The 20,932-nt window shown below is 63.1% G+C and carries 19 protein-coding genes; 18 read left to right on the top strand and 1 reads right to left on the bottom strand.

Features of this window, described 5'->3' with window-relative positions; all coding sequences use genetic code 11:
- The first annotated feature begins 111 nt into the window (after nucleotides 1-111).
- The 6 genes from J8I26_RS15965 to rlmD all read left to right on the top strand — a co-directional run bounded on the left by J8I26_RS15965 (nucleotide 112) and on the right by rlmD (nucleotide 6,641).
- Nucleotides 112-1,062 carry a flagellar brake protein gene (locus J8I26_RS15965; protein ID WP_209608102.1) on the top strand — a complete coding sequence of 317 codons (951 nt, stop codon included), beginning with the start codon at nucleotides 112-114 and terminating at the stop codon, nucleotides 1,060-1,062.
- A gap of 72 nt (nucleotides 1,063-1,134) precedes the next feature.
- Nucleotides 1,135-1,872, top strand: a complete 738-nt coding sequence (surE, locus tag J8I26_RS15960) for a 5'/3'-nucleotidase SurE (protein WP_209608101.1) — start codon at nucleotides 1,135-1,137, stop codon at nucleotides 1,870-1,872.
- A complete protein-coding gene (locus J8I26_RS15955) occupies nucleotides 1,869-2,864 on the top strand; it encodes a protein-L-isoaspartate(D-aspartate) O-methyltransferase (protein WP_209608100.1) in 996 nt (331 codons plus the stop codon). The genes surE and J8I26_RS15955 overlap by 4 nt, the downstream gene beginning before the upstream one ends.
- A 232-nt stretch (nucleotides 2,865-3,096) precedes the next feature.
- Nucleotides 3,097-4,080, top strand: coding sequence for a peptidoglycan DD-metalloendopeptidase family protein (locus tag J8I26_RS15950; protein WP_209608099.1), 984 nt, complete (start codon nucleotides 3,097-3,099; stop codon nucleotides 4,078-4,080).
- A 3-nt stretch (nucleotides 4,081-4,083) separates the two neighbouring features.
- Nucleotides 4,084-5,121 carry an RNA polymerase sigma factor RpoS gene (rpoS, locus tag J8I26_RS15945; RefSeq protein ID WP_209608098.1) on the top strand — a complete coding sequence of 346 codons (1,038 nt, stop codon included), beginning with the start codon at nucleotides 4,084-4,086 and terminating at the stop codon, nucleotides 5,119-5,121.
- Nucleotides 5,122-5,279: 158 nt separating this feature from the next.
- On the top strand, nucleotides 5,280-6,641 hold the full coding sequence (rlmD, locus tag J8I26_RS15940) for a 23S rRNA (uracil(1939)-C(5))-methyltransferase RlmD (RefSeq protein WP_209608097.1): 1,362 nt from the start codon (nucleotides 5,280-5,282) through the stop codon (nucleotides 6,639-6,641).
- Nucleotides 6,642-6,716: 75 nt separating this feature from the next.
- Here the strand turns inward: rlmD and J8I26_RS15935 are convergent, their stop codons facing one another.
- Nucleotides 6,717-7,409 carry a Bax inhibitor-1/YccA family protein gene (locus J8I26_RS15935; RefSeq protein WP_209608096.1) on the bottom strand — a complete coding sequence of 231 codons (693 nt, stop codon included), beginning with the start codon at nucleotides 7,407-7,409 and terminating at the stop codon, nucleotides 6,717-6,719.
- Nucleotides 7,410-7,644: 235 nt separating this feature from the next.
- On the opposite strand from J8I26_RS15935, the gene ndk reads away from it, so the two are divergent.
- The 12 genes from ndk (at nucleotide 7,645) to hflC (ending at nucleotide 20,782) form a co-directional block, all read left to right on the top strand.
- Nucleotides 7,645-8,070, top strand: a complete 426-nt coding sequence (gene ndk, locus J8I26_RS15930; RefSeq protein WP_209608095.1) for a nucleoside-diphosphate kinase — start codon at nucleotides 7,645-7,647, stop codon at nucleotides 8,068-8,070.
- A gap of 93 nt (nucleotides 8,071-8,163) precedes the next feature.
- Nucleotides 8,164-9,336, top strand: a complete 1,173-nt coding sequence (rlmN, locus tag J8I26_RS15925) for a 23S rRNA (adenine(2503)-C(2))-methyltransferase RlmN (RefSeq protein ID WP_209608094.1) — start codon at nucleotides 8,164-8,166, stop codon at nucleotides 9,334-9,336.
- 288 nt (nucleotides 9,337-9,624) lie between these two features.
- On the top strand, nucleotides 9,625-10,725 hold the full coding sequence (locus J8I26_RS15920) for a RodZ domain-containing protein (RefSeq protein WP_209608093.1): 1,101 nt from the start codon (nucleotides 9,625-9,627) through the stop codon (nucleotides 10,723-10,725).
- Nucleotides 10,726-10,771: 46 nt separating this feature from the next.
- Nucleotides 10,772-12,025, top strand: a complete 1,254-nt coding sequence (gene ispG / locus J8I26_RS15915; RefSeq protein ID WP_209608092.1) for a flavodoxin-dependent (E)-4-hydroxy-3-methylbut-2-enyl-diphosphate synthase — start codon at nucleotides 10,772-10,774, stop codon at nucleotides 12,023-12,025.
- A 138-nt stretch (nucleotides 12,026-12,163) separates the two neighbouring features.
- A complete protein-coding gene (gene hisS, locus J8I26_RS15910) occupies nucleotides 12,164-13,507 on the top strand; it encodes a histidine--tRNA ligase (protein ID WP_209608091.1) in 1,344 nt (447 codons plus the stop codon).
- 23 nt (nucleotides 13,508-13,530) lie between these two features.
- Nucleotides 13,531-14,175, top strand: a complete 645-nt coding sequence (locus J8I26_RS15905; protein ID WP_209608090.1) for a tetratricopeptide repeat protein — start codon at nucleotides 13,531-13,533, stop codon at nucleotides 14,173-14,175.
- A gap of 166 nt (nucleotides 14,176-14,341) precedes the next feature.
- Nucleotides 14,342-15,538: an outer membrane protein assembly factor BamB gene (gene bamB, locus J8I26_RS15900; RefSeq protein ID WP_209608089.1), complete on the top strand. Its 1,197-nt coding sequence runs from the start codon at nucleotides 14,342-14,344 to the stop codon at nucleotides 15,536-15,538.
- A gap of 16 nt (nucleotides 15,539-15,554) precedes the next feature.
- On the top strand, nucleotides 15,555-16,898 hold the full coding sequence (gene der, locus J8I26_RS15895) for a ribosome biogenesis GTPase Der (protein ID WP_209608088.1): 1,344 nt from the start codon (nucleotides 15,555-15,557) through the stop codon (nucleotides 16,896-16,898).
- Between the two features lie 143 nt (nucleotides 16,899-17,041).
- The gene (gene hfq, locus J8I26_RS15890; RefSeq protein ID WP_209608087.1) at nucleotides 17,042-17,284 is read left to right on the top strand and encodes an RNA chaperone Hfq; all 243 of its coding nucleotides are present in this window, start codon (nucleotides 17,042-17,044) and stop codon (nucleotides 17,282-17,284) included.
- A gap of 39 nt (nucleotides 17,285-17,323) precedes the next feature.
- Entirely contained in the window at nucleotides 17,324-18,448 is a 1,125-nt protein-coding gene (gene hflX, locus J8I26_RS15885) for a GTPase HflX (RefSeq protein WP_209608086.1), read from the top strand.
- Nucleotides 18,449-18,524: 76 nt separating this feature from the next.
- Nucleotides 18,525-19,892, top strand: coding sequence for an FtsH protease activity modulator HflK (hflK, locus tag J8I26_RS15880; protein ID WP_209608085.1), 1,368 nt, complete (start codon nucleotides 18,525-18,527; stop codon nucleotides 19,890-19,892).
- Nucleotides 19,892-20,782, top strand: a complete 891-nt coding sequence (hflC, locus tag J8I26_RS15875) for a protease modulator HflC (RefSeq protein WP_209608084.1) — start codon at nucleotides 19,892-19,894, stop codon at nucleotides 20,780-20,782. Before hflK ends, hflC begins: the two co-directional genes overlap by 1 nt.
- Nucleotides 20,783-20,932: the final 150 nt, after the last annotated feature.

Below are 20,932 nucleotides of genomic sequence, written 5' to 3'. Positions count from 1 at the left end.
GCCGCACTTCATGCCAATGCTGCATGAAACTGGATTTTTGGTTAAGGTAGTGTCCACTTCAACAACAATACGGTCGTGGCGCGCACAGAAGGCCGCCGCGAGGGAAACGACATGTCCAGTTCGACTTCACTGGTGCCGGTAAGGGCTTCCGAACTGATGCTGGGAAAGGCCGCTCCCTGGCCGATCTACAACGACGCGGGCAAGTTGCTGCTGGCGCGCGGCACCGTCATCGAAACCCAGGACCAGCTGGACGGCCTGGTGGAGAACGGCCTCTACCGCAACGCCAACTGGGTCAGCGAGCCTGATACCGAATCCGTGCCGCTGCCGCAGGCGCGCGACGTGTTGCGCAAGAAGCTGGGCGCAGGCAAGAAGCCGCTCAAGCCCTCGGCCGCCGCGCGCGGCGCTGAGAGCGTGATCACCATCGACGAGGTGCGTTGGCAGATCGGCGATACGCTGTGGCTGCAGTTTGCCGACGATGCGACCCAGCGTTATGCAGTCAACCTGGTCGGCAGCCTGCCCAACCGCAGCATTCTGGTGAGCGCCCCGGTGAAGGACGGCAAGCAGCTGTTCGTGCGCGATGGGCAGGCCTTTGTGGTGCGCGCCCTAGCCGGCAAGCGCGCCTATGCCTTCGGCGCCCAGCTCATCAAGTACCAGCAGACGCCGTTCGTGTACATGCATTTGTCGATCCCGCGTGAAGTGCGTTGCACGGTGATCCGCCAGGATGCCCGCGTGCCGGTTGGCGCCGAGGGCTTCCTCACGCTGGCCGGCGCCCATCCCTTGCCGGCCAGCGTCATCGATCTGAGCCTGGGCGGGGCGTCGCTGGTGGCGCCGCCCTTGTCGGGCCGGATGGCGCCCCAGAAGGGGGCGACCGGCTCGTTGCGGTTCGTGGCTGCGGTGGCGGACCAGCAGCTGAGCCTGGAGCTGCCGCTGGTGCTGCGCGCCGTGGAGTCGCTGGGCGACCCGAACTTCCTGAAATACGGGGTGGAATTCGCCGGTTTGCCCACCCGCGACAAGCTGGTGCTGTCGGCGTATGTCTACCAGGAACTGAGCATCCAGGAATAGGGCGGCGGCGCCTGCATTTTTGTGTCTCCGGCGGCCGATTGTTGGGCCCGGGCTTCGGTTAAAATGCAGCCCATGAAAATCCTGATCAGCAACGACGACGGCTACCTCGCGCCCGGCATCATCGCCCTGGCCGAGGCGCTCGCGCCTATCGCCGACCTTACCGTCGTCGCCCCGGACAGCAACCGTTCCGGCAGCTCCAATTCCCTGACGCTGGATCGCCCGCTGTGGGTGGAGCAGGCCGCCAACGGCTTCTACTACCTCAACGGCACGCCCTCGGATTGCGTTCACGTGGCGCTGACCGGGCTGATGAAGGAGCGGCCGGACCTGATCGTCTCCGGCATCAACCAGGGCCAGAATATGGGCGACGATACGCTGTATTCAGGCACCGTCGCCGCAGCGACCGAGGGCTTCCTGTTCGGCATTCCCTCGATCGCGTTTTCGCAGATGCACAAGGGCTGGGCCGAGCTGAAGTCGGCCGCGCGCATCGCGCGTGAAGTGGTGGAGCGCCAGTTCGACGCGCTGCCCAAGCCTTACCTGTTCAACGTCAATATTCCCAACCTGCCCTACGAGCAGTTGAAGGGTTGCGTGGCAACCCGCCTGGGCAAGCGCCACATGTCGGAGCCGGTGCACAAGCTGACCGACCCGCACGGTCGCGACCTGTACTGGATCGGCCCGGCCGGCGCCGCCAAGGACGGCGGCGAAGGCACCGATTTCCACGCAACCGCCAATGGCTACGTGTCCATTACGCCCTTGCAGATCGACCTGACCCACAACGCACAGCTGGACAACCTGAAGAAGGCGCTTGCATGAGCGAGAAGTCCAGCCGCTTTCCGCTGACGCTCTCTTCGGTGGTCGACAAGAAGGGCAAGGGGGCTGCCTCGGGCAAGACGGTGCCCGGCACGCGTGCGCAGGCGACCACGCAGACGGCGGCCAAGAACGCGGCGCAGTCGCAATCGCAGTCGTCCGCCCAGCGCGCCGCGCTGAAGCCGGTGCAGCAGGGCCTGTCGCAAGCGCTGCGCCCGCAGCCCGCGCCGTTGCCCTCGGCCAGTCGTCCACAGGCGCCTGCGCAGCCGCTGCTGAGTGCAACGCCGGCGCCCAGGACGGCCGTCAAGAACGTGATGGCGGTGACCCAGACCAACAATTCCAGCCACGCCTCGCCATTGGCGTCCGAAGCGGTGCGGCGGGCCATGGTGGCGCGCGTGGCCAAGCAGGGCGTGGCCGATGCCAAGGTGCTGGCGGCGCTGGAGGCCGTGCCGCGGCACATGTTCGTGGAGCCCGGGCTGGGCAGCCAGGCATATATCGACGCGTCCTTGCCGATCGGCCATCACCAGACCATTTCCCAGCCTTATATCGTGGCGCGCATGATAGAAATCATGCGCCAGAACAGAAAGGGCGGAAAGCTGGAGCGCGTGCTGGAAATCGGCACCGGCTGCGGTTACCAGGCGGCCGTGCTGTCGCGCGTGGCGGGCGAGGTGTACTCCATCGAGCGCATCAAGCCGTTGCATGAATTGGCCAAGACCAACCTGCGTCCGCTGCGGATCGCAAATATCCGCTTGCATTACGGAGATGGTATGCTTGGTTTGCCGCAGGTGGCGCCGTTCGACGGTATCATTTTGGCAGCCGCGGGACTGGAAGTGCCGCAGGCATTGCTGGAGCAGCTGGCGGTAGGCGGCAGGCTGGTCGCGCCGGTCGGCGGGCGCGAGCAGGTGCTGGAACTGATCGAGCGCGTCAGCCAGAATGAATGGCGCAGCACGACCATGGAGCAATGCCATTTCGTGCCGCTGCGGCCAGGTACTGTTTGAGGGAGACGGCCTGCTTGATATGTCCGGCGCCTACTGGCTCGTTATAGGTCGGAATCGCGCGGGTATCAAGATCGGCTGCAAATTGTCGAAACCGTTGCAGGGGGCCATTGATGGGCGCCGCGGCGAGGGCGGCAACAGCATCATGACAAACAGGCAAGGGCCGGGTTTCCCTGATGAACTTCTCACGCTGGCTGCGGGTCAACTAGCGTTGTACAAAATTTAATGTAAGAGCATGAAGAAAATTCGTTTGGCTGTGTTGGGGAGCGTAGTGGGTCTCCTGGCTGCTTGCAGCTCGACACCGAATCAGCAGGCGCCCGTCGTGGAGCGCACCTCCAGCACCGGCAAGGCCGCTGAAGTCGGCCCGGCGACGGTGTCGCCCGCGACCCCCGTGCCTTCGGGGCGCGGCTACTACACGGTCAAGAAGGGCGATACGCTGTACCGCATCGCGCTGGAAGTGGGGCAGAGCTATCACGACCTGGTGACCTGGAACAACCTGAGCAACCCGAACGATATCAAGGTCGACCAGGTGCTGCGTGTGGCGCCCCCAGGCGCGCCGGGCACCACGCAGACGGCCACTATCGCCGCGGCGCCGGGCGCCGGCATCGAGGTCAAGCCACTGGGCGCGCCGGGCACATCGGCGCCGGCGGCGCCGGTTCCTGTGGCGGGCGCGTCGAACAAGTCCGGTCCGCGCGGCGACAAGCGCGCGTATTCGGAAAGCGCGCTGGCCGAGCTGGAAAAGCCTGATTCGTCCGGCACCTCCGCACCGGCAGCGCCGGTGGCCGCGCCTGCCAAGGCAGAGCCTGCGCATCCGGCCGACAAGCCGGCGGCTGCGGCGGCTGCGGGTGACGATGAAGGCGTTTCCTGGATGTGGCCGGCAGAAGGCAAGGTGGTGGGCACCTTCGACGGCGGCAAGAAGGGTCTGGACATTTCCGGCAAGGCAGGCCAGGCTGTGATGGCTGCAGGCGCCGGCAAGGTGATGTACGCGGGCAGCGGTATCCGCGGTTACGGTAACCTGGTGATCATCAAGCACACGAACAACCTGCTGTCGGCCTACGCGCACAACAAGACCATCCTGGTGAAGGAAGGGCAAAGCGTCACCAAGGGCCAGAAGATTGCCGAGATGGGCAACTCCGACAGCGACAGCGTCAAGTTGCACTTCGAGATCCGCCAGCAGGGCAAGCCTGTTGATCCTTCAAAATACCTACCGCCACGCTAGCGTATGACAAGCAATCGCCGCGATCACTTGCCAGACCATGATCCTCGCAACGAGGATATTGACGATCCCATTGATGAAGTTAGTGAGATCGATGAACCTGAAGTGATCGACGGCGATGTCGATCCGGCCGCCGCTGCCGAGCAGCAGGAGCCTGCCGCAACGGAAGGTGGCGTCGACGAGCTCAAGAAGGTGCTCGCGGCGGAGCTCTCCACCGACACCACCCAGCACTACCTCAACAAGATTGGCGCCAAGCCGCTGCTGACCGCTCCTGAAGAATTGCACTACGCCACGCTGGCCAAGCAGGGCGAATTCGAGGCGCGGCAGAAGATGATCGAGCACAACCTGCGCCTGGTGGTGTCGATCGCGAAGCACTACATCAATCGTGGCGTTGCCTTGCTGGACCTGATCGAGGAGGGCAACCTCGGTCTCATGCGCGCCATCGACAAGTTCGAGCCTGAGCGCGGTTTCCGCTTCTCTACCTACGCCACCTGGTGGATCCGCCAGAGCATCGAGCGCGCCATCATGAACCAGGCGCGCACGGTGCGCCTGCCGGTGCACATGGTGCGCGAGCTGAACCAGATCCTGCGCGCCAAGTACCATCTGGAGGCGCAACAGCGCGACGGCCGCGACGCCAGCGCCGAGGACATCGCCCATCTGGTCGAGCGCCCGGTGGAAGAGGTGCAGGACGTGCTGGCGCTGTCCGAGCACGCGGCCTCGCTGGATACGCCGCTGGACAACGATCCCCAGGCCAGCTTGATGGATCTCCTGCCCAGCGCCGTAGAAGAACACCCGGACACCCGTGCCGAGAGTCATGAAATGGCGGTGCTGATCCGCGAGTGGCTCAAGAGCCTGTCTGAAAAGCAGCGCGTGGTGGTGGCGCGCCGTTTCGGCCTGGATAACGACGATCCTTCCACGCTCGAGCAACTGGCCAGCGAGATGGGCATCACCCGCGAACGCGTGCGTCAGGTGCAACAGGAGGCGCTGGTGAAGTTGAAGCGCCTCTTGACCTCGCGTGGCGTGGGGCGCGACGCGCTGTTCTGATCCCGGCGCGGCCGATTTCGTCGCGACGCCGCCTCTTTTTTGCTCCTCGCGTTGCGCCGGATGCGTAACGCGCTTCCCTCACGCAGCCGGATCGCGGACAATACCGCCTTCTTTTGTTCTTCGGCAGCGGACATCCGTCCCACCCTGCAGTTTCCTTCATGCAACAAGACAACATCATCGAAATCAAGTCGCTCGACATGGACGGGCGCGGCGTCGGTCATCTCGAGAACGAGGACGGCACGCAAGGCAAGGTCATCTTCGTCGAGGGCGCGCTGCCGGGCGAGCGCGTCAGCTTCCAGTCCTATCGCAAGAAGCCCAAGTGGGAAGCGGGCGTCATGACCGAGTTGCACCGCGAGTCGTCGCTGCGCGTGCAGCCGCGCTGCGAGCATTTCGGCGTCTGCGGCGGCTGCGCCATGCAGCATCTGGAGCCATCGGCCCAGGTCGCCATGAAGCAGCGCGTGCTGGAAGACAACCTGTGGCACCTCGGCAAGACCCGCGCCGAAACCATGTTGCGCCCGATCTACGGGCCGACCTGGGGCTATCGTTACCGCGCGCGCATCTCGGTGCGCTACGTGGCCAAGAAGGGCGGCGTGCTGGTGGGCTTCCACGAGAAGCGGTCCTCCTTCATTGCCGACATGAAGACTTGCCAGATCCTGCCGCCCAACGTCTCGGCCATGCTGATGCCGCTGCGCGAGCTGGTGGCTGGCCTGTCGATTCGCGACCGCATGCCGCAGATCGAGCTGGCGGTGGGCGAGGGCGACGACGGCGCCAAGATCACCGTGCTGGTATTGCGCATCATGGAAGCGCTGACGCCGGCCGACGAAGACAGCCTGAAGGCCTTCGCCGACCTGCACAAGATCGGGTGGTGGCTGCAGACCAAGGGGCCGGACACTGCAGCGCCGTACTATCCGCCGGAATCGAAACTGCAATACACGCTGCCCGAATTCGGCGTGCGCATGCCGTTCAAGCCGACCGACTTCACCCAGGTCAACCACCAGATCAACCGTGTGCTGGTGGCGCGTGCGCTGCGTCTGCTGGATGTGCAGCCGCAAGACCGTGTGGCCGACCTGTTCTGCGGCCTGGGCAACTTCACGCTGCCGCTGGCGACCCAGGCGCGCGAGGTAGTGGGTATCGAGGGCAGCACGGCGCTGACGGAGCGCTCGCTGCAAAACGCCAAGGTCAACGGTGTGGACGCCAAGACCACCTTCTATTGCCGTAACCTGTTCGAAGCCAAGCCTGAGGATTTCGTGGCGCTGGGGAAGTTTGACCGCATGCTGATCGATCCGCCGCGCGAGGGCGCAATGGAAGTGTGCAAGGCGCTGGTGGAATTGCCGCAGGAGCAGCAGCACCTGAAGCCCAAGCGTATCGTCTACGTCTCCTGCAATCCGGCCACCCTGGCGCGGGATGCGGGCGTGCTGGTGCATCTGGGCGGCTATGTGCTGAAGAATGCGGGCGTGGTCAACATGTTCCCGCATACCGCCCACGTCGAATCGATTGCGGTGTTTGACCTGCCTGAGTGATTGTCGAGTGTGAAATAAAAAAGCCGGCGTAAGCCGGCTTTTTTGTTGCTGCTCAGGAAATGTTCGGTGGCGGCGTCAGTCGCGATTGCCGCCGAGAATGCCCAGGATGGACAGCAGGTTGACGAACACGTTGTAGACGTCCAGGTAGATCGCCAGCGTCGCCGAGATGTAGTTGGTCTCGCCGCCGTTGACCACTTGCTGCACGTCAAACAAGATGTAGGCCGAGAAGATCGCGATGGCGACCACCGAGATGGCCAGTTGCAGCGCGGGCAGGTGCAGGAAGATATTGGCCAGCGAGGCCACCAGGATCACCAGTACGCCGGCGAACAGCCACTTGCCCAGGCCCGAGAAATCGCGCTTGGAGACGGTGGCGATGGTGGCCATGCCGCCGAAGATGATGGCGGTGCCGCCGAAGGCCGTCATGATCAGGCCTGCGCCGTTGGAAAAGCCCAGTGTGAACTCGATCAGGCGCGACAGCATCAGGCCCATGAAGAAGGTGAAGCCCAGCAGCACGGCGACGCCGAGGCCGGAGTTCTTGGTCTTCTCAATAGCGTAGAAGAAGCCGAAGGCGATCGCCAGGAACAGCACGAAGCCGATCATCGGGCTGCCCGCGAACAGGCTGAAATGCAGCTGCACGCCCAGCCAGGCGCCCAGCACGGTCGGGATCATCGACAGCGCCAGCAGCCAGTAGGTGTTGCGCAGCACGCGGTTGCGAGCGGCCGAGCTCGTGGTCGAGTGGCCGAAAGTCGTGTCCAGATGTTGATTCATTTGTCCTCCGGTTGCGTTGAAATGCAAGTTGCAGCATAGCACGGCAAGCCCTTTTCAAGACAAGTTGCCGGGCCGTCAAGTTCGGGGCTGGCAGGCAATCTGCGCGACATCAAGCGTAAAGCCCGTCGATACGCCTCGAATTGCCATGTTATTTGATGGTTTCATGCTAAAATACAAGGTTCATTGAATTATCACCTATTGGCCTTAAGCCATTATTTTTATTGGAGTTTTTCTCATGGCAATTGAACGCACCCTGTCGATTATCAAGCCGGACGCCGTCGCTAAGAATGTGATCGGTCAGATCTACACCCGTTTCGAAAACGCCGGCCTGAAGATCATCGCTTCGCGCATGACCCAACTGTCCCGCGCTGAAGCCGAAGGCTTCTACGCCGTGCACCGCGAGCGTCCTTTCTTCAAGGACCTGGTGGACTTCATGGTGTCCGGTCCGGTCGTGATCCAGGTGCTGGAAGGCGAAGGCGCGATCCTGAAGAACCGCGACCTGATGGGCGCCACCGATCCGAAGAAGGCAGAAAAGGGCACCATCCGCGCCGACTTCGCCGATTCCATCGATGCCAACGCCGTGCACGGTTCGGACGCTGATGAGACCGCCAAGGTCGAAATCGCCTACTTCTTCCCGGCACTGAACGTTTATTCGCGTTAATCTGTAATTGTTTTTTCCGGTTTTCGGGTGGGGTTTGGATCGGCGCGGCAATTCCTGCAGCGTCTTCGAGCCCTGGCCTGAGCCGATAGCGTCATGACTACAGCTCTCACCAATCTGCTGGATATGGATCCCGCGCAACTCGTCGCTTACTGCGGCGAGTTGGGTGAGAAGCCGTTTCGCGCCAAGCAGTTGCAGCGTTGGATACACCAGTTCGGCGTCGCTGATTTCGATCAGATGACCGACCTGGCCAAATCGCTGCGCGACAAGTTGAAGACCCGCGCCGAAGTTCGCGCGCCGGCCATCATCAGTGACCATACCTCCGCCGACGGCACCCGCAAGTGGCTGGTCGACGTGGGGCAGGGCAACGCGGTGGAAACCGTGTTCATTCCCGAAGAAAATCGCGGCACGCTTTGCATCTCCTCGCAAGCGGGCTGTGCAGTCAATTGCCGGTTCTGCTCGACCGGCAAGCAAGGCTTCAACCGCAATCTCACCGTGGCCGAAATCATCGGCCAGTTGTGGATGGCGGAATTCGAATTGCGTCGCACCAAGGGCATCGAGCCCGGCCCCAAGGGCGAGCGCCAGATCACCAACGTGGTGATGATGGGCATGGGCGAGCCGCTGCTGAACTTCGAGCCGACCGTCACCGCGCTGCGCCTGATGCTGGATGATAACGCCTACGGCCTGTCGCGCCGCCGTGTCACGCTGTCCACCAGCGGCGTGGTGCCGATGATCGACAAGCTGTCGCAGGAGTGCCCGGTGGCGCTGGCGGTGTCGCTGCATGCGTCCAACGACGCGCTGCGCGACTCCTTGATTCCGCTGAACCGCAAGCATCCGCTGCGCGAACTGATGGCGGCCTGCCAGCGCTATCTGGAGTTCGCGCCGCGCGATTTCATCACGTTCGAATACTGCATGCTGGACGGCGTCAACGACAGCGACCAGAACGCGCGCGAGCTGGTCGAGCTGGTGACCCACGGCGATACCGCCATTTCCTGCAAGTTCAACCTGATTCCGTTCAATCCCTTCCCCGAGTCGGGTTTGAAACGCTCGCACAATCCGCGCATCAAGGCGTTCGCGCAGATCCTGATGGATGCAGGCATCGTCACCACCATCCGCAAGACGCGCGGCGACGACATCGATGCCGCCTGCGGCCAGCTGGCCGGCGACGTCAAGGATCGGACCCGGGTGCAGGAGCGCATGCAGAAGATGGCCGAATACCAGAACAAGTTCGGCAAGGATTTTGGCCGCATCGTGGAGATCTCCGGGTGACGGCTGGTTGTCTGAACGCATCAGCCGGCGTTGTCGCCAGGACGATGGCAGCATTCCCGGCAATGTCGTTGGAAGTACCCGCAAGGACCCCGGTGGCGCGTTTTTTTGCCGCGGCCGGGCGTCCTTTTTGTGTTTTTGTTGAGGGTTGTGCAGCCGCCGAAGGTACCGTGCGGCGGCTGTTGAAGTTGTCGAATTTCCCGGACGGGTGCGGTGGGCGCCGCGTCGGGACGCTCCAGAAGAATCCGGCAAGGTCCGGTTTAAAAAAAGCTTTTCTATGTGGAGCATTTGATGAGTGATCAACAAATGAACGAAGTGCCTTCGTCGCAACCGCAAGAGGATGGGCAGCCGGCTCAGGCGCCCGCAGCGGTTCTGCCTGGCGCCGCGCTGGCGGCGCAGCGTCAGAAGAAGGGGTGGACGGTCGAGCAGGTGGCGAGCTTGGTGAAGCTGTCGCCGCGTCAGATCCAGGCCATCGAGGCGGACAATTATTCGGCCCTGCCGGGCCTGGCGGTGGCGCGCGGTTTCGTGCGCAGCTACGCCAAGGCGGTGGGCCTGGACGCCAACGTGTTGACCTCCGGCATGCCGCAGGAGTCTCCCGTGGCGCAGCGCGACCATATCGTGCCCCAGCACTCCCTGTCGACGCCGTTCTCGGAAGGCCCGTTGCCAGCCATGATGATGAGCACCCGCGGCAACAGCTCGCCGGTGGCGGCCATTGTCGGCGTGGTGGTGATTGCCGTGGCGGCGGGCGCTGCTGCCGTGCGCTGGACCGATCTCGGCGAGAACGTGCCGCAGCTGGCCTGGCTCAAGGCGCATAAGGATGACGCCTCGTCTTCCGCGCCGGAAGCGGCGCCCGAGGGCGCGCAAGCTGGCAACGACGCCGTGGCCGGCGCTGCCTCGTCGGACACGCCGGTCAACGCCCGCGTGGAGACGATCACGCCGACCGCGTCTGATGATGCGGCCAAGGAAGCGGCTCCGACGGCGGCTGCCGTCGAACCTGCCAAGGTGGCGCCGGTGCAGTCGGCCACGCCGTCGGCGTCGGTGCCGGCAGCAAGCGCTCCTGCGGCAACCGCGGCCAGCACCGCTGCGACGCCGGCCCCGGCCGCCGCGCAGTCGTCCGCCGGCGCTGTTCCCAGCGGCCTGAACATCGTCAACAGCAAGGATCTGCTGCGCCTGAGCTTCCGCGAGGATTCCTGGGTGGAAATTCGCCGCGCCGACAAGACCACGGTCATTTCGCGCCTGCTGAAGGCGGGAACCACCGAGGCCTTCGATGTATCGGATGCGACGACTCTGGTGATCGGCAATGCGGCCGGCGTGGATGCCACGCTGCGCGGCCAACCGCTGGATCTGAAGGCGCCGGGCGGCAGCAACGTCGCGCGCCTGAACCTGAATTAAGTCCTTAGTCCATCCAAGTTGTTAATCGAGTAGCCAAGCGTACGCCATGTCTTCTTCTCCGATCGCTTCCGGGCCGCTGGCCCGCCGCAACAGCCGCCGCGTGGTGATCAGCCACGGCGCGCGCGAAATTATCGTGGGCGGCGGCGCGCCGGTGATGGTGCAGTCGATGACCAACACCGACACCGCAGATGCCATCGGTACCGCGATCCAGATCAAGGACCTGGCGCGCGCCGGCTCCGAGGTGGTGCGCCTGACGGTCAATACGCCCGAGGCTGCGGCCGCCGTGCCGGCCATTCGCGAACAGCTCGACCGCATGGGCGTGGACGTGCCGCTGGTGGGCGATTTCCACTACAACGGCCACACGCTGCTGACGGACTATCCTGAGTGCGCGCAGGCGCTGTCCAAGTACCGTATCAACCCGGGCAACGTCGGCAAGGGTGCCAAGCGCGACACGCAGTTCGCACAGATGATCGAAGTGGCTTGCAAGTACGACAAGCCGGTGCGCATCGGCGTCAACTGGGGCAGTCTGGACCAGGCGCTGCTGGCGCGCATCATGGACGAGAATGCCGGTCGCGCCGAGCCGTGGTCGGCCCAGGCCGTGATGTATGAGGCGCTGGTGACGTCCGCAATCGAGAACGCGCAGCGCGCCGAAGAGCTGGGCATGGCCGGCGACAAGATCATCTTGTCCTGCAAGGTCTCCGGCGTGCAGGACCTGATCGCGGTTTACCGCGAGCTGGGCCGCCGCTGCAACTATCCGCTGCACCTGGGGTTGACCGAGGCCGGTATGGGCAGCAAGGGCATCGTCGCCTCCACGGCTGCACTGTCGGTGCTGCTGCAGGAGGGCATCGGCGACACCATCCGCATTTCGCTGACCCCCGAGCCGGGAGGCGACCGCACCAAGGAAGTGGTGGTCGGTCAGGAGATTCTGCAGACCATGGGGTTGCGCAAGTTCACCCCGATGGTGATTGCCTGCCCTGGTTGCGGTCGCACCACCTCGACCGTGTTCCAGGATCTGGCCGACAAGATCCAGACCTTCCTGCGCGACCAGATGCCGGTATGGAAGGGTAAATACCCCGGCGTGGAAGGCATGAACGTCGCCGTGATGGGCTGCATCGTCAACGGCCCCGGCGAATCCAAGCACGCCAACATCGGCATCAGCCTGCCGGGCACCGGCGAGTCGCCGGCGGCGCCGGTGTTCATTGACGGCGAAAAGAAGATGACCCTGCGCGGCGAGCGCATCGCCGAGGAATTCCAGAGCGTGGTGCTGGAATACGTGCAGACGCACTACGGCCAGGCCTGATTCGTTACAGTCCTGTGCGACCTTCATCCGGCCTTGCGCCGGATGCCATGCAGTACACTTGCGCCTGGCGCGCACCGCGGTAAGCGCGGCGCGCCGGGTCCGCCATTTGAATTGAAGACAACACTATCCGGTATCGGTATGTCAGAACAAAAGAAAGTCGAAAAAATTGTCGGCGTGAAAGGGATGAACGACATCCTGCCCGCTGATGCGCCGCTGTGGGAACTGTTCGAAAACACCGTGCAATCGGTGTTGAAGAGCTACGGTTTCCAGCAGATCCGCACCCCCATCGTCGAGCCGACCGCGTTGTTTGCGCGCGGCTTGGGCGAAGTGACCGATATCGTCGAGAAGGAAATGTATTCCTTCACCGACTCCATGAACGGCGACAACCTGACCCTGCGTCCGGAAAACACCGCCGGCGTGGTGCGCGCCGCGCTGGAGCACAACCTGACCTACGAAGGCCCCAAGCGCCTCTGGTACGTCGGTCCGATGTTCCGCCATGAGCGTCCGCAGCGCGGCCGCTATCGCCAGTTCCACCAGGTCGGCGCCGAGGCCGTCGGCTTCACCGGCCCGGACATCGACGCCGAGCTGATCATGATGTGCCAGCGCCTGTGGGATGACCTGGGTCTGGCCGACATCCGCCTGGAGCTGAACTCGATCGGCAACGCCGAAGAGCGCAACAAGCATCGTGCCGACCTGATCGCCTACTTCGAGCAGCACAAGGACGTGCTCGATACCGACGCCCAGCGCCGTTTGCATTCCAATCCGCTGCGCATCCTGGACACCAAGAATCCGACGATGCAGGAGATGGTCAATGGCGCGCCCAAGTTGCTGGATTACCTGGGCGAGGAGTCGCGCGCGCACTTTGAAGGCGTGCAGAAGATCCTGCGCCACAACAATGTGCCGTTCACCATCAATCCGCGCCTGGTACGCGGCATGGACTACTACAACCGTACCGTGTTCGAGTGGGTCACCGACCAGCTCGGTTCGCAGGGCACGGTGTGTGGCGGCGGTCGTTACGATCCGCTGATCGAAATGTTCGGCGGCAAGCCGACCCCGGCCTGCGGTTTCGCCATGGGCGTGGAGCGCCTGCTGGAGCTGATGAAGGCCAGCGGCGAGCAGTACGCGCCCAACCAGTGCGACGTCTACCTGGTGCATCAGGGCGAAGATGCGCAGATGCAATCTTTCGTATTGGCGGAGCGTTTGCGGACTGCCGGGCTCGATGTTGTGCTACATTGCGCATCGTCGAACGGCGGCGGCAGCTTCAAGGCGCAGATGAAGCGCGCCGACGGCAGCGGCGCGGCGTTTGCTGTGATCATCGGCGAAGACGAAGTTAAGGCCGGCACCGCGACGGTGAAACATCTGCGCGAAGGCGATGCCGAAGAGGGCAAGGCCAACCAGAGCAACATGGCGTTCGATGCGGTGGTCGACTACATCGTGGATCAGATCGTGGGCGACCATGATCACGTGCACTACCATCCCTAACAGTTACGTTTTTTCAGAGTTACATGGCATACGATCTCGAAGAACAAGAACAGCTCGACTCCATCAAGGCTTGGTGGGCGAAGTACGGCAACCTGGTCACCTGGCTGGTGATCATCGCGCTGGCGGCCTACGCCGGCTGGACCGGTTGGAACACCTACCAGGGCCGTCAGGCGGCGCAGGCTTCGGTGCTCTATGAAGAGCAGCAGAAGTCGCTGGCCGCCAAGGACAACGCCAAGGTGCAACGAGCCGCGGCCGACATCCAGGACAAGTTCAGCGGCACCGCCTATGCCGAGATGAGCGCGCTGGTGGCTGCCAAGTCGGCCTTCGACGCCAACGACGGCGAGACGGCCAAGAAACAGTTGCAATGGGTGGTTGACCATGGCCGCGGCGCCGAATACAAGGCCATCGCCGCAGTGCGCCTGGCCGGCGTGCTGCTGGACGCCAAGGCATACGACGAGGCGCTGAAGGTGCTGTCGGGTGACTTCCCGGCGCAGTTCGCCGGCGCCGTCGCCGACCGCAAGGGCGACGTGCTGCTGGCCCAGGGCAAGCGCGACGATGCCCGCGCCGCCTACAAGCTGGCGCTGGAAAAGACCGAATCCAAGGATCCGGGTCGCCAGCTCATCCAGATCAAGCTGGACGCCATCGGCGGCGAAGCGCCCAAGGCCTGACAAGAATAATGCGCGCGCGTCCGGCCTCGCCGGGCGTGCGCATCCGCAATTTGCAGGCAGGCGCGGATGCACGTCGGACATCGATGCAGCGGCCGTGTGCAAGGCCGGAAAACAATTCAACCGCAATCCCACCGCGAACCCATCCATCGCTTAGAGGAACAACAATATGCGTAGTGTGACAGCGACTGCTGCCAAGGCAACATCCTTTGCTCGATCCCAGTCCGCCGGCAAGCTGGCATTGAAGCTGGCCGCCGCTGCCGCGGTCGTGGCCCTGTCGGGCTGCTCGTGGTTCTCCGGCAAGAAGGACCCGAACCCGCCGGCGCCGCTGGTCGAGTTCGCACAAAAGTTGCGCGCGCAGACGGCGTGGTCGGTATCGGTCGGCAAGGCCGGCAACTTCAGCTTCACTCCGGCCTACGCTGCGGGCAGCGTGTTTGCCGCCGCCAATGACGGCTCGGTGGTGCGCATCAATGCGCAGACCGGCCAGACCGTGTGGCGCGTGCGTACCGACATGTCGCTGACAGCCGGCGTCGGCACCGACGGCAGCACCGTCGTGGTCGTGGGCGAGAAGGGCAAGATTCAGGCGTTCGACGCCGCCGGCAAGGCGACTTGGACCGCGCAGGCGTCCAGCGAAGTGCTGTCGGCCCCGGCCGTGGGCGAGGGCCTGGTGGTGGTGCGCAGCATCGACAACCGCGTGACTGCGTATGACGCCGACAACGGCACCCAACGCTGGATGGTCCAGCGCAATGTGCCGTCGCTGACGCTGCGCAATGCGCCGGGTATCGTGGTGGGCGCGCAGACCGCCTTTGTGGCGCTGCCGGGCGGCCGCCTGTCGGCGCTGGCGCTGAACAACGGCGGCCCGCGCTGGGAAGTCCCGGTCGGCGATCCGCGCGGCACCACCGAGCTGGAGCGTATCTCCGATGTGTCGGGCGTGCCGGCGCTGGGCGCGCGCGACATCTGCGCAGTGGCCTACCAGGGTCGTATCGGCTGCTTCGATTTGCTCAATGGCAATGTGCGCTGGATCAAGGAGTTTTCCAGCGATGTCGGCGTCACGCTCGATGACAGCTACGTCTATGCTGCCGACATCGGCGGCGCCGTCACCGAATTCGCACGCGACACCGGCGCTGTCGTGTGGCGCAATGACCGCCTGAAGAATCGCCAGCTGTCCTCCCCGATCGGCATCGGCCGCGCGGTGGCGGTGGGCGACTACCAGGGGTATATTCACTTCCTGTCGCGTGAAGATGGCTCCTTCTTGGCCCGCATCTCCAGCGACGGCAGCCCCATCCAGGCTCCCCCGGTCTCGACCGGCCAGTCTGTCGTTTTCCAAACCAAATCAGGAACCGTGGTCTCTGTCGTGACAGAGTGACCGCAAAAGAATTGAAATGAAACCGGTAATTGCACTCGTAGGCCGTCCCAACGTCGGCAAGTCGACGTTGTTCAACAGGCTCACCCGCAGCCGTGATGCGCTGGTGGCGGACCTGCCCGGCCTGACGCGCGATCGTCACTACGGCGAAGGCCGGGTCGGCGAACGCCCGTTCCTGGTGATCGATACCGGTGGCTTCGAACCTGTTGCCAAGGAAGGCATCATGGTCGAGATGGCCAAGCAGACCAAGCAGGCGGTGGTCGAGGCCGACGTCGTGGTATTCATCGTCGACGGTCGCCAGGGCCTGACCCCGCACGACAAGACCATCACCGACTTCCTGCGCAAATGCGGCCGTCCGGTGATGCTGGTGGTCAACAAGTCCGAAGGCATGAAGTACACCTCGGTCACCGCCGACTTCTATGAGCTGGGCATGGGCGATCCGTACGTGATCTCCGCCGCCCACGGCGACGGCGTGGCCGACCTGGTGCAGGAAGCGCTGGATACGGCCGAGGCGCAGCGCCAGCCCGAGCCCGAGCTGGACGAGGCAGTCGTGCGCGGCACCAAGATCGCCATCGTCGGCCGTCCCAACGTTGGCAAGTCGACACTGGTCAACACGCTGCTGGGCGAAGAGCGCGTGATCGCCTTCGACATGCCGGGCACCACCCGCGACTCGATCGAGATCCCCTTCGAGCGCGAAGGCCGTCATTACACCCTGATCGATACCGCCGGCATCCGTCGCCGCGGCAAGGTGTTCGAGGCCATCGAGAAGTTCTCGGTGGTCAAGACGCTGAAATCGATCTCGGACGCCAACGTCGTGCTGCTGCTGCTGGACGCACAGCAAGACATTTCCGAGCAGGATGCGCACATCGCCGGCTTCGTGCTGGAATCCGGCCGCGCGCTGGTGGTGGGCGTCAACAAGTGGGACGGCATGCAAAGTGACCAGCGTGACCAGATCAAGATGGACCTGGAGCGCAAGCTCAACTTCCTGTCCTTCGCCAAATTCCATTTCATCTCGGCGCTGAAGTCGACCGGCATCGGCCCGCTGATGAAGTCCATCGATTCCGCATACGCCGCCGCCATGGCCAAGCTCAGCACGCCGCGCCTGACGCGCGCGCTGGAGGAGGCGCTGGAGCACCAGCAACCACGCCGCAAGGGTTCGATCCGTCCCAAGATGCGTTATGCGCACCAGGGCGGGCAGAATCCGCCGGTGGTCGTCATCCACGGCAATGCTCTGGATGCCATCGACGATAACTACAAACGTTATCTGGAAAAGCACTTCCGGGAAACTTTCTCCCTGGTTGGCACTCCACTGCGTATCGAGTTCCGTTCCGGCAAGAATCCATTTGCCCGGCAAGAGAAATAAGTCGAAATAATGCTGTAATTTAATTAATGATTTTTGGCGTTGCAGAGAAAATCGTTTAAATTGATAAAGCATAAATTGGTAAAGCACTTGTTTTCTTTAAAAGTGCCTCCAAGTCCTAATCACAACAACACCGTGGAGCTGCCATGAGCAACAAAGGGCAATTGTTACAAGACCCATTTCTGAACGCATTGAGAAAAGAGCACGTTCCCGTCTCTATCTACCTGGTCAACGGCATCAAGCTGCAAGGCCATGTGGAGTCTTTCGATCAATACGTGGTCCTGCTGCGTAACACCGTTACGCAAATGGTTTACAAACACGCTATTTCCACCGTCGTGCCCGCACGCGCGGTCAACCTGAGTCTCGAATCCTCGTCCGACGGCGAATAATGGTCTACCAAGCCGGCGCAACGCCGTGTGCATCTTGATATGCGTGCCGCGTTAGTCGGCCTGGACTTCGGCAAGAACGACTTCGCCGCAAGTCTGGATGAATTATTCCTGTTGGCAAAATCGGCCGGCGCGGAACCGGTGATCACCATCACCGGGCGTCGTGCCAGTCCGGACGCAGCTCTTTTTGTCGGCAGCGGCAAGGCGCAAGAAGTCGCCGACGCCGTTGCCGATCTTCAGCTCGAACTCGTCATCTTCAATCACGCCTTGTCGCCGGCCCAGCAGCGCAACCTCGAGCGCGTGCTGAAGGCGCGTGTGCTCGACCGTACCAGCCTGATCCTCGATATCTTTGCGCAGCGCGCCAAAAGCCACGAGGGTAAGGTTCAGGTCGAACTGGCGCAGTTGCAGCATCTCTCGACCCGCCTGATTCGCGGCTGGACCCACCTGGAGCGACAAAAGGGCGGTATTGGCCTGCGCGGCCCGGGTGAAACCCAGCTGGAAACCGACCGCCGGCTGCTCGGCGAGCGGGTCAAGGCGCTGCGCGCAGTGCTGGCCAAGCTGCGCCGCCAGCACGCCACGCAACGCCGTGCGCGGGGGCGCAGCGAAACCTTTTCGGTGTCGCTGGTGGGGTACACCAACGCTGGCAAATCGACCATTTTCAACACGCTGACGAAAGCCGGCGTGTATGCAGCCAACCAGCTGTTCGCCACCCTGGATACCACCTCGCGTCGAGTCTATCTGGGCGAGGTGGGGCATGTTGTCATCTCCGACACGGTCGGCTTTATTCGCGAATTGCCCCACCAGTTGGTGGATGCATTCCGCGCCACGCTGGAAGAGACCATTCATGCCGATCTGCTGCTGCATGTGGTGGATGCCGCCAGCCCGGTGCGCATGGAGCAGATCGAGCAGGTCAACGAGGTTCTGCGCGAGATCGGCGCCGACCACGTGCCGCAGATCCTGGTCTGGAACAAGATCGACGCGGCGGGCCTGGAGCCGTCGGTCGAATATGACGAGTATGGTAAAATCCAGCGGGTTTTCGTCAGTGCGAAGTCTGGTGCTGGCCTGGATCTGCTGCGCGAAGCGATCGCCGCTTCGTTGAAGGCCGCATTGGAGGCCAGGGGCCGCAGCCATTCCCAGCCAGTCGATTCCGAAGACATGCACGCATAACGGCAACGCAGTTCCGCCCACGCGCGCATTCCTCCTTGATTCTCTTAATCAATAACTACAGCCGGATCGCAAACGCATGCTTGTGTCTTTATTCAAGAAAATCGGTGTGAAGTTTTCGTTGAACGATCCCCAATGGGGACGTGGTTCGCAAGACGACAACCGCGAGAATCAGAATAACGGAAGTAACGGCGATAACCGACCCGACAAACGACCCGAGAAACCGTCCGGCAACAACGACGGCCCGCCGGATCTCGACCAGCTCTGGCGCGATTTCAACCAGCGCCTGTCCGGCATGTTCGGCCGCAAGGGCGGCGGCGGTTCTTCCGACGGTGGCGGTGGCTTCAACCGCGGCGACGTCAAGGGCGCCGGCATCGGCGTGGGCGTGATTGCCATCATCGTCGCTTTCCTCTGGCTGGCCAGCGGTTTCTTCATCGTGCAGGAAGGCCAGACCGCCGTGGTCACCACCTTCGGCCGCTACAGCCACACCACGCTGCCGGGCTTCAACTGGCGCTGGCCGTATCCCATCCAGGGCCATGAGATCGTCAACATGTCGCAGGTGCGTACCGCCGAGATCGGTTACCGCGGCAACGTGCGTAACAAGCAGCTCAAAGAGTCGCTGATGCTGACCGATGACGAGAACATCATCGACATCCAGTTTGCCGTCCAGTACAAGCTGAAGAACGCCGCCGAATGGCTGTTCAACAACCGTGACCAGGACGACTCGGTGCGCCAGGTCGCCGAGACCGCGATCCGCGAGATCGTCGGCCGCAGCAAGATGGACTTCGTCCTGTACGAAGGCCGCGAGAAGGTCGCCCTGGATGTGAGCCAGCGCATGCAGCAGATCCTGGATCGCTACAAGTCCGGCGTGCAGATCACCAACGTGACCATGCAGGGCGTGCAGCCGCCCGAACAGGTGCAGGCCGCCTTCGACGACGCCGTCAAGGCCGGCCAGGATCGCGAGCGACTGAAGAACGAAGGCCAGGCGTATGCCAACGACGTGATTCCGCGTGCTTCCGGCGCCGCATCGCGTCTGCTGGAAGAGGCGGAAGCCTATCGCTCGCGCGTGGTGGCCAACGCCGAAGGCGACGCCGCCCGCTTCAAGCAGGTGCTGGAGGAATACCAGAAGGCGCCTGCCGTGACGCGGGACCGCATGTACATCGAGACCATGCAGCAGATCTTCGCCAATACCACCAAGGTGATGGTCGATGCCAAGAACGGCAGCAACATGCTCTACCTGCCGCTGGACAAGCTGATCCAGCAGACCGGCGAGGGCGCGGCTCCGGCCGGCAAGCCATCGGCGTCGTCGTCGACCCAGGCGCCGGCAGCGGGCGCAGCGGCGTCGAACAATTCGAATTCGGGAAATGACACTGTGTACTCCTCCGAAGTGATGCGCGACATGAGAAACCGGGATCCGCGCGAGTCGCGTGAAAGGGAGGTGCGCTGATGGGCCGCCTCGTCACATCCGTCATCGTCGCCGTCGTGGCGATCTGGCTGGCATCCTCCACCATCTTCGTGGTCGACCAGCGTTCCTCGGCAATCGTCTTCGCCCTGGGTGAAGTCAAGCAGGTGATCAACGAACCGGGCCTGCATTTCAAGCTGCCGCCGCCGTTCCAGAACGTGATGTATCTCGACAAGCGCATCCAGACCCTGGATACGCCTGATGCAGACCGCTTCATCACCGCCGAGAAGATGAACGTGCTGGTCGACGCCTACGTCAAGTGGCGTATCGTCGATCCGCGCCTGTACTACGTCAGCTTCGGCGCCGACGAGCGTCGCACCCAAGATCGCCTGTCGCAGATCGTCAAGGCGGCGCTGAACGACGAGATCACCAAGCGCACCGTGCGTGAAGTGATTTCCAGCCAGCGCAACAGCGTGATGGACGCAATCCAGGCGCGCACCGCCAATGAGGCCAAGCAGATCGGCGTCGAGGTGATCGACGTGCGCCTGCGTCGTGTCGACTACGTGGACCAGATCAACAACTCGGTGTTCGAGCGCATGAAGTCCGAGCGCGTGCGCGTGGCCAACGAGCTGCGTTCGACCGGCGCGGCCGAGTCCGAGAAGATCCGCGCCGACGCCGATCGTCAGCGCGTCGTGATCCTGGCTGAAGCCTATCGCGAATCCGAAAAGGTGCGCGGCGCCGGCGACGCCAAGGCCTCGCAGATCTATGGCCAGGCCTTCGGCCAGAACCCGGACTTCTACAAGTTCTACCGCAGCCTCGAGGCCTACCGCGCCAGCTTCAAGACCCGCCACGATGTGATGGTGGTGGATCCGAGCTCGGAATTCTTTAAATATTTCAAAGGTATCGGCAACAGCAACAGTTCTTCCAAGAAGTAAATACAACGTGGACCAGCTCCCTCCGCCCGGATCAGAAGGGCGGAGCGGGGCGAAAAGACGGATGCCGCTGGTTGAGGGCATCTTTGCTTTTTTGTCCGGCGCATTGTTCCGGCTTGGCAAGTTTCCCGGAACACAGGATTGGGGCGGCAC

The organism is Herbaspirillum sp. LeCh32-8, assembly GCF_017814915.1.
Lineage (GTDB): Bacteria > Pseudomonadota > Gammaproteobacteria > Burkholderiales > Burkholderiaceae_D > Herbaspirillum.
The sequence above is the reverse complement of the archived record's forward strand: the minus strand, read 5'-3'. Positions and strand labels throughout refer to the sequence as shown.

Coding starts and splice junctions, on each gene's coding strand:
- J8I26_RS15905 (WP_209608090.1), top strand. CDS start 13,531: ATGGCATACGATCTCGAAGAACAAGAACAGCTCGACTCCATCAAGGCT.
- ispG (WP_209608092.1), top strand. CDS start 10,772: ATGTCTTCTTCTCCGATCGCTTCCGGGCCGCTGGCCCGCCGCAACAGC.
- J8I26_RS15950 (WP_209608099.1), top strand. CDS start 3,097: ATGAAGAAAATTCGTTTGGCTGTGTTGGGGAGCGTAGTGGGTCTCCTG.
- surE (WP_209608101.1), top strand. CDS start 1,135: ATGAAAATCCTGATCAGCAACGACGACGGCTACCTCGCGCCCGGCATC.
- rpoS (WP_209608098.1), top strand. CDS start 4,084: ATGACAAGCAATCGCCGCGATCACTTGCCAGACCATGATCCTCGCAAC.
- J8I26_RS15920 (WP_209608093.1), top strand. CDS start 9,625: ATGAGTGATCAACAAATGAACGAAGTGCCTTCGTCGCAACCGCAAGAG.
- ndk (WP_209608095.1), top strand. CDS start 7,645: ATGGCAATTGAACGCACCCTGTCGATTATCAAGCCGGACGCCGTCGCT.
- hflK (WP_209608085.1), top strand. CDS start 18,525: ATGCTTGTGTCTTTATTCAAGAAAATCGGTGTGAAGTTTTCGTTGAAC.
- hflX (WP_209608086.1), top strand. CDS start 17,324: ATGCGTGCCGCGTTAGTCGGCCTGGACTTCGGCAAGAACGACTTCGCC.
- J8I26_RS15965 (WP_209608102.1), top strand. CDS start 112: ATGTCCAGTTCGACTTCACTGGTGCCGGTAAGGGCTTCCGAACTGATG.
- der (WP_209608088.1), top strand. CDS start 15,555: ATGAAACCGGTAATTGCACTCGTAGGCCGTCCCAACGTCGGCAAGTCG.
- J8I26_RS15955 (WP_209608100.1), top strand. CDS start 1,869: ATGAGCGAGAAGTCCAGCCGCTTTCCGCTGACGCTCTCTTCGGTGGTC.
- hfq (WP_209608087.1), top strand. CDS start 17,042: ATGAGCAACAAAGGGCAATTGTTACAAGACCCATTTCTGAACGCATTG.
- rlmN (WP_209608094.1), top strand. CDS start 8,164: ATGACTACAGCTCTCACCAATCTGCTGGATATGGATCCCGCGCAACTC.
- bamB (WP_209608089.1), top strand. CDS start 14,342: ATGCGTAGTGTGACAGCGACTGCTGCCAAGGCAACATCCTTTGCTCGA.
- hflC (WP_209608084.1), top strand. CDS start 19,892: ATGGGCCGCCTCGTCACATCCGTCATCGTCGCCGTCGTGGCGATCTGG.
- rlmD (WP_209608097.1), top strand. CDS start 5,280: ATGCAACAAGACAACATCATCGAAATCAAGTCGCTCGACATGGACGGG.
- J8I26_RS15935 (WP_209608096.1), bottom strand. CDS start 7,409: ATGAATCAACATCTGGACACGACTTTCGGCCACTCGACCACGAGCTCG.
- hisS (WP_209608091.1), top strand. CDS start 12,164: ATGTCAGAACAAAAGAAAGTCGAAAAAATTGTCGGCGTGAAAGGGATG.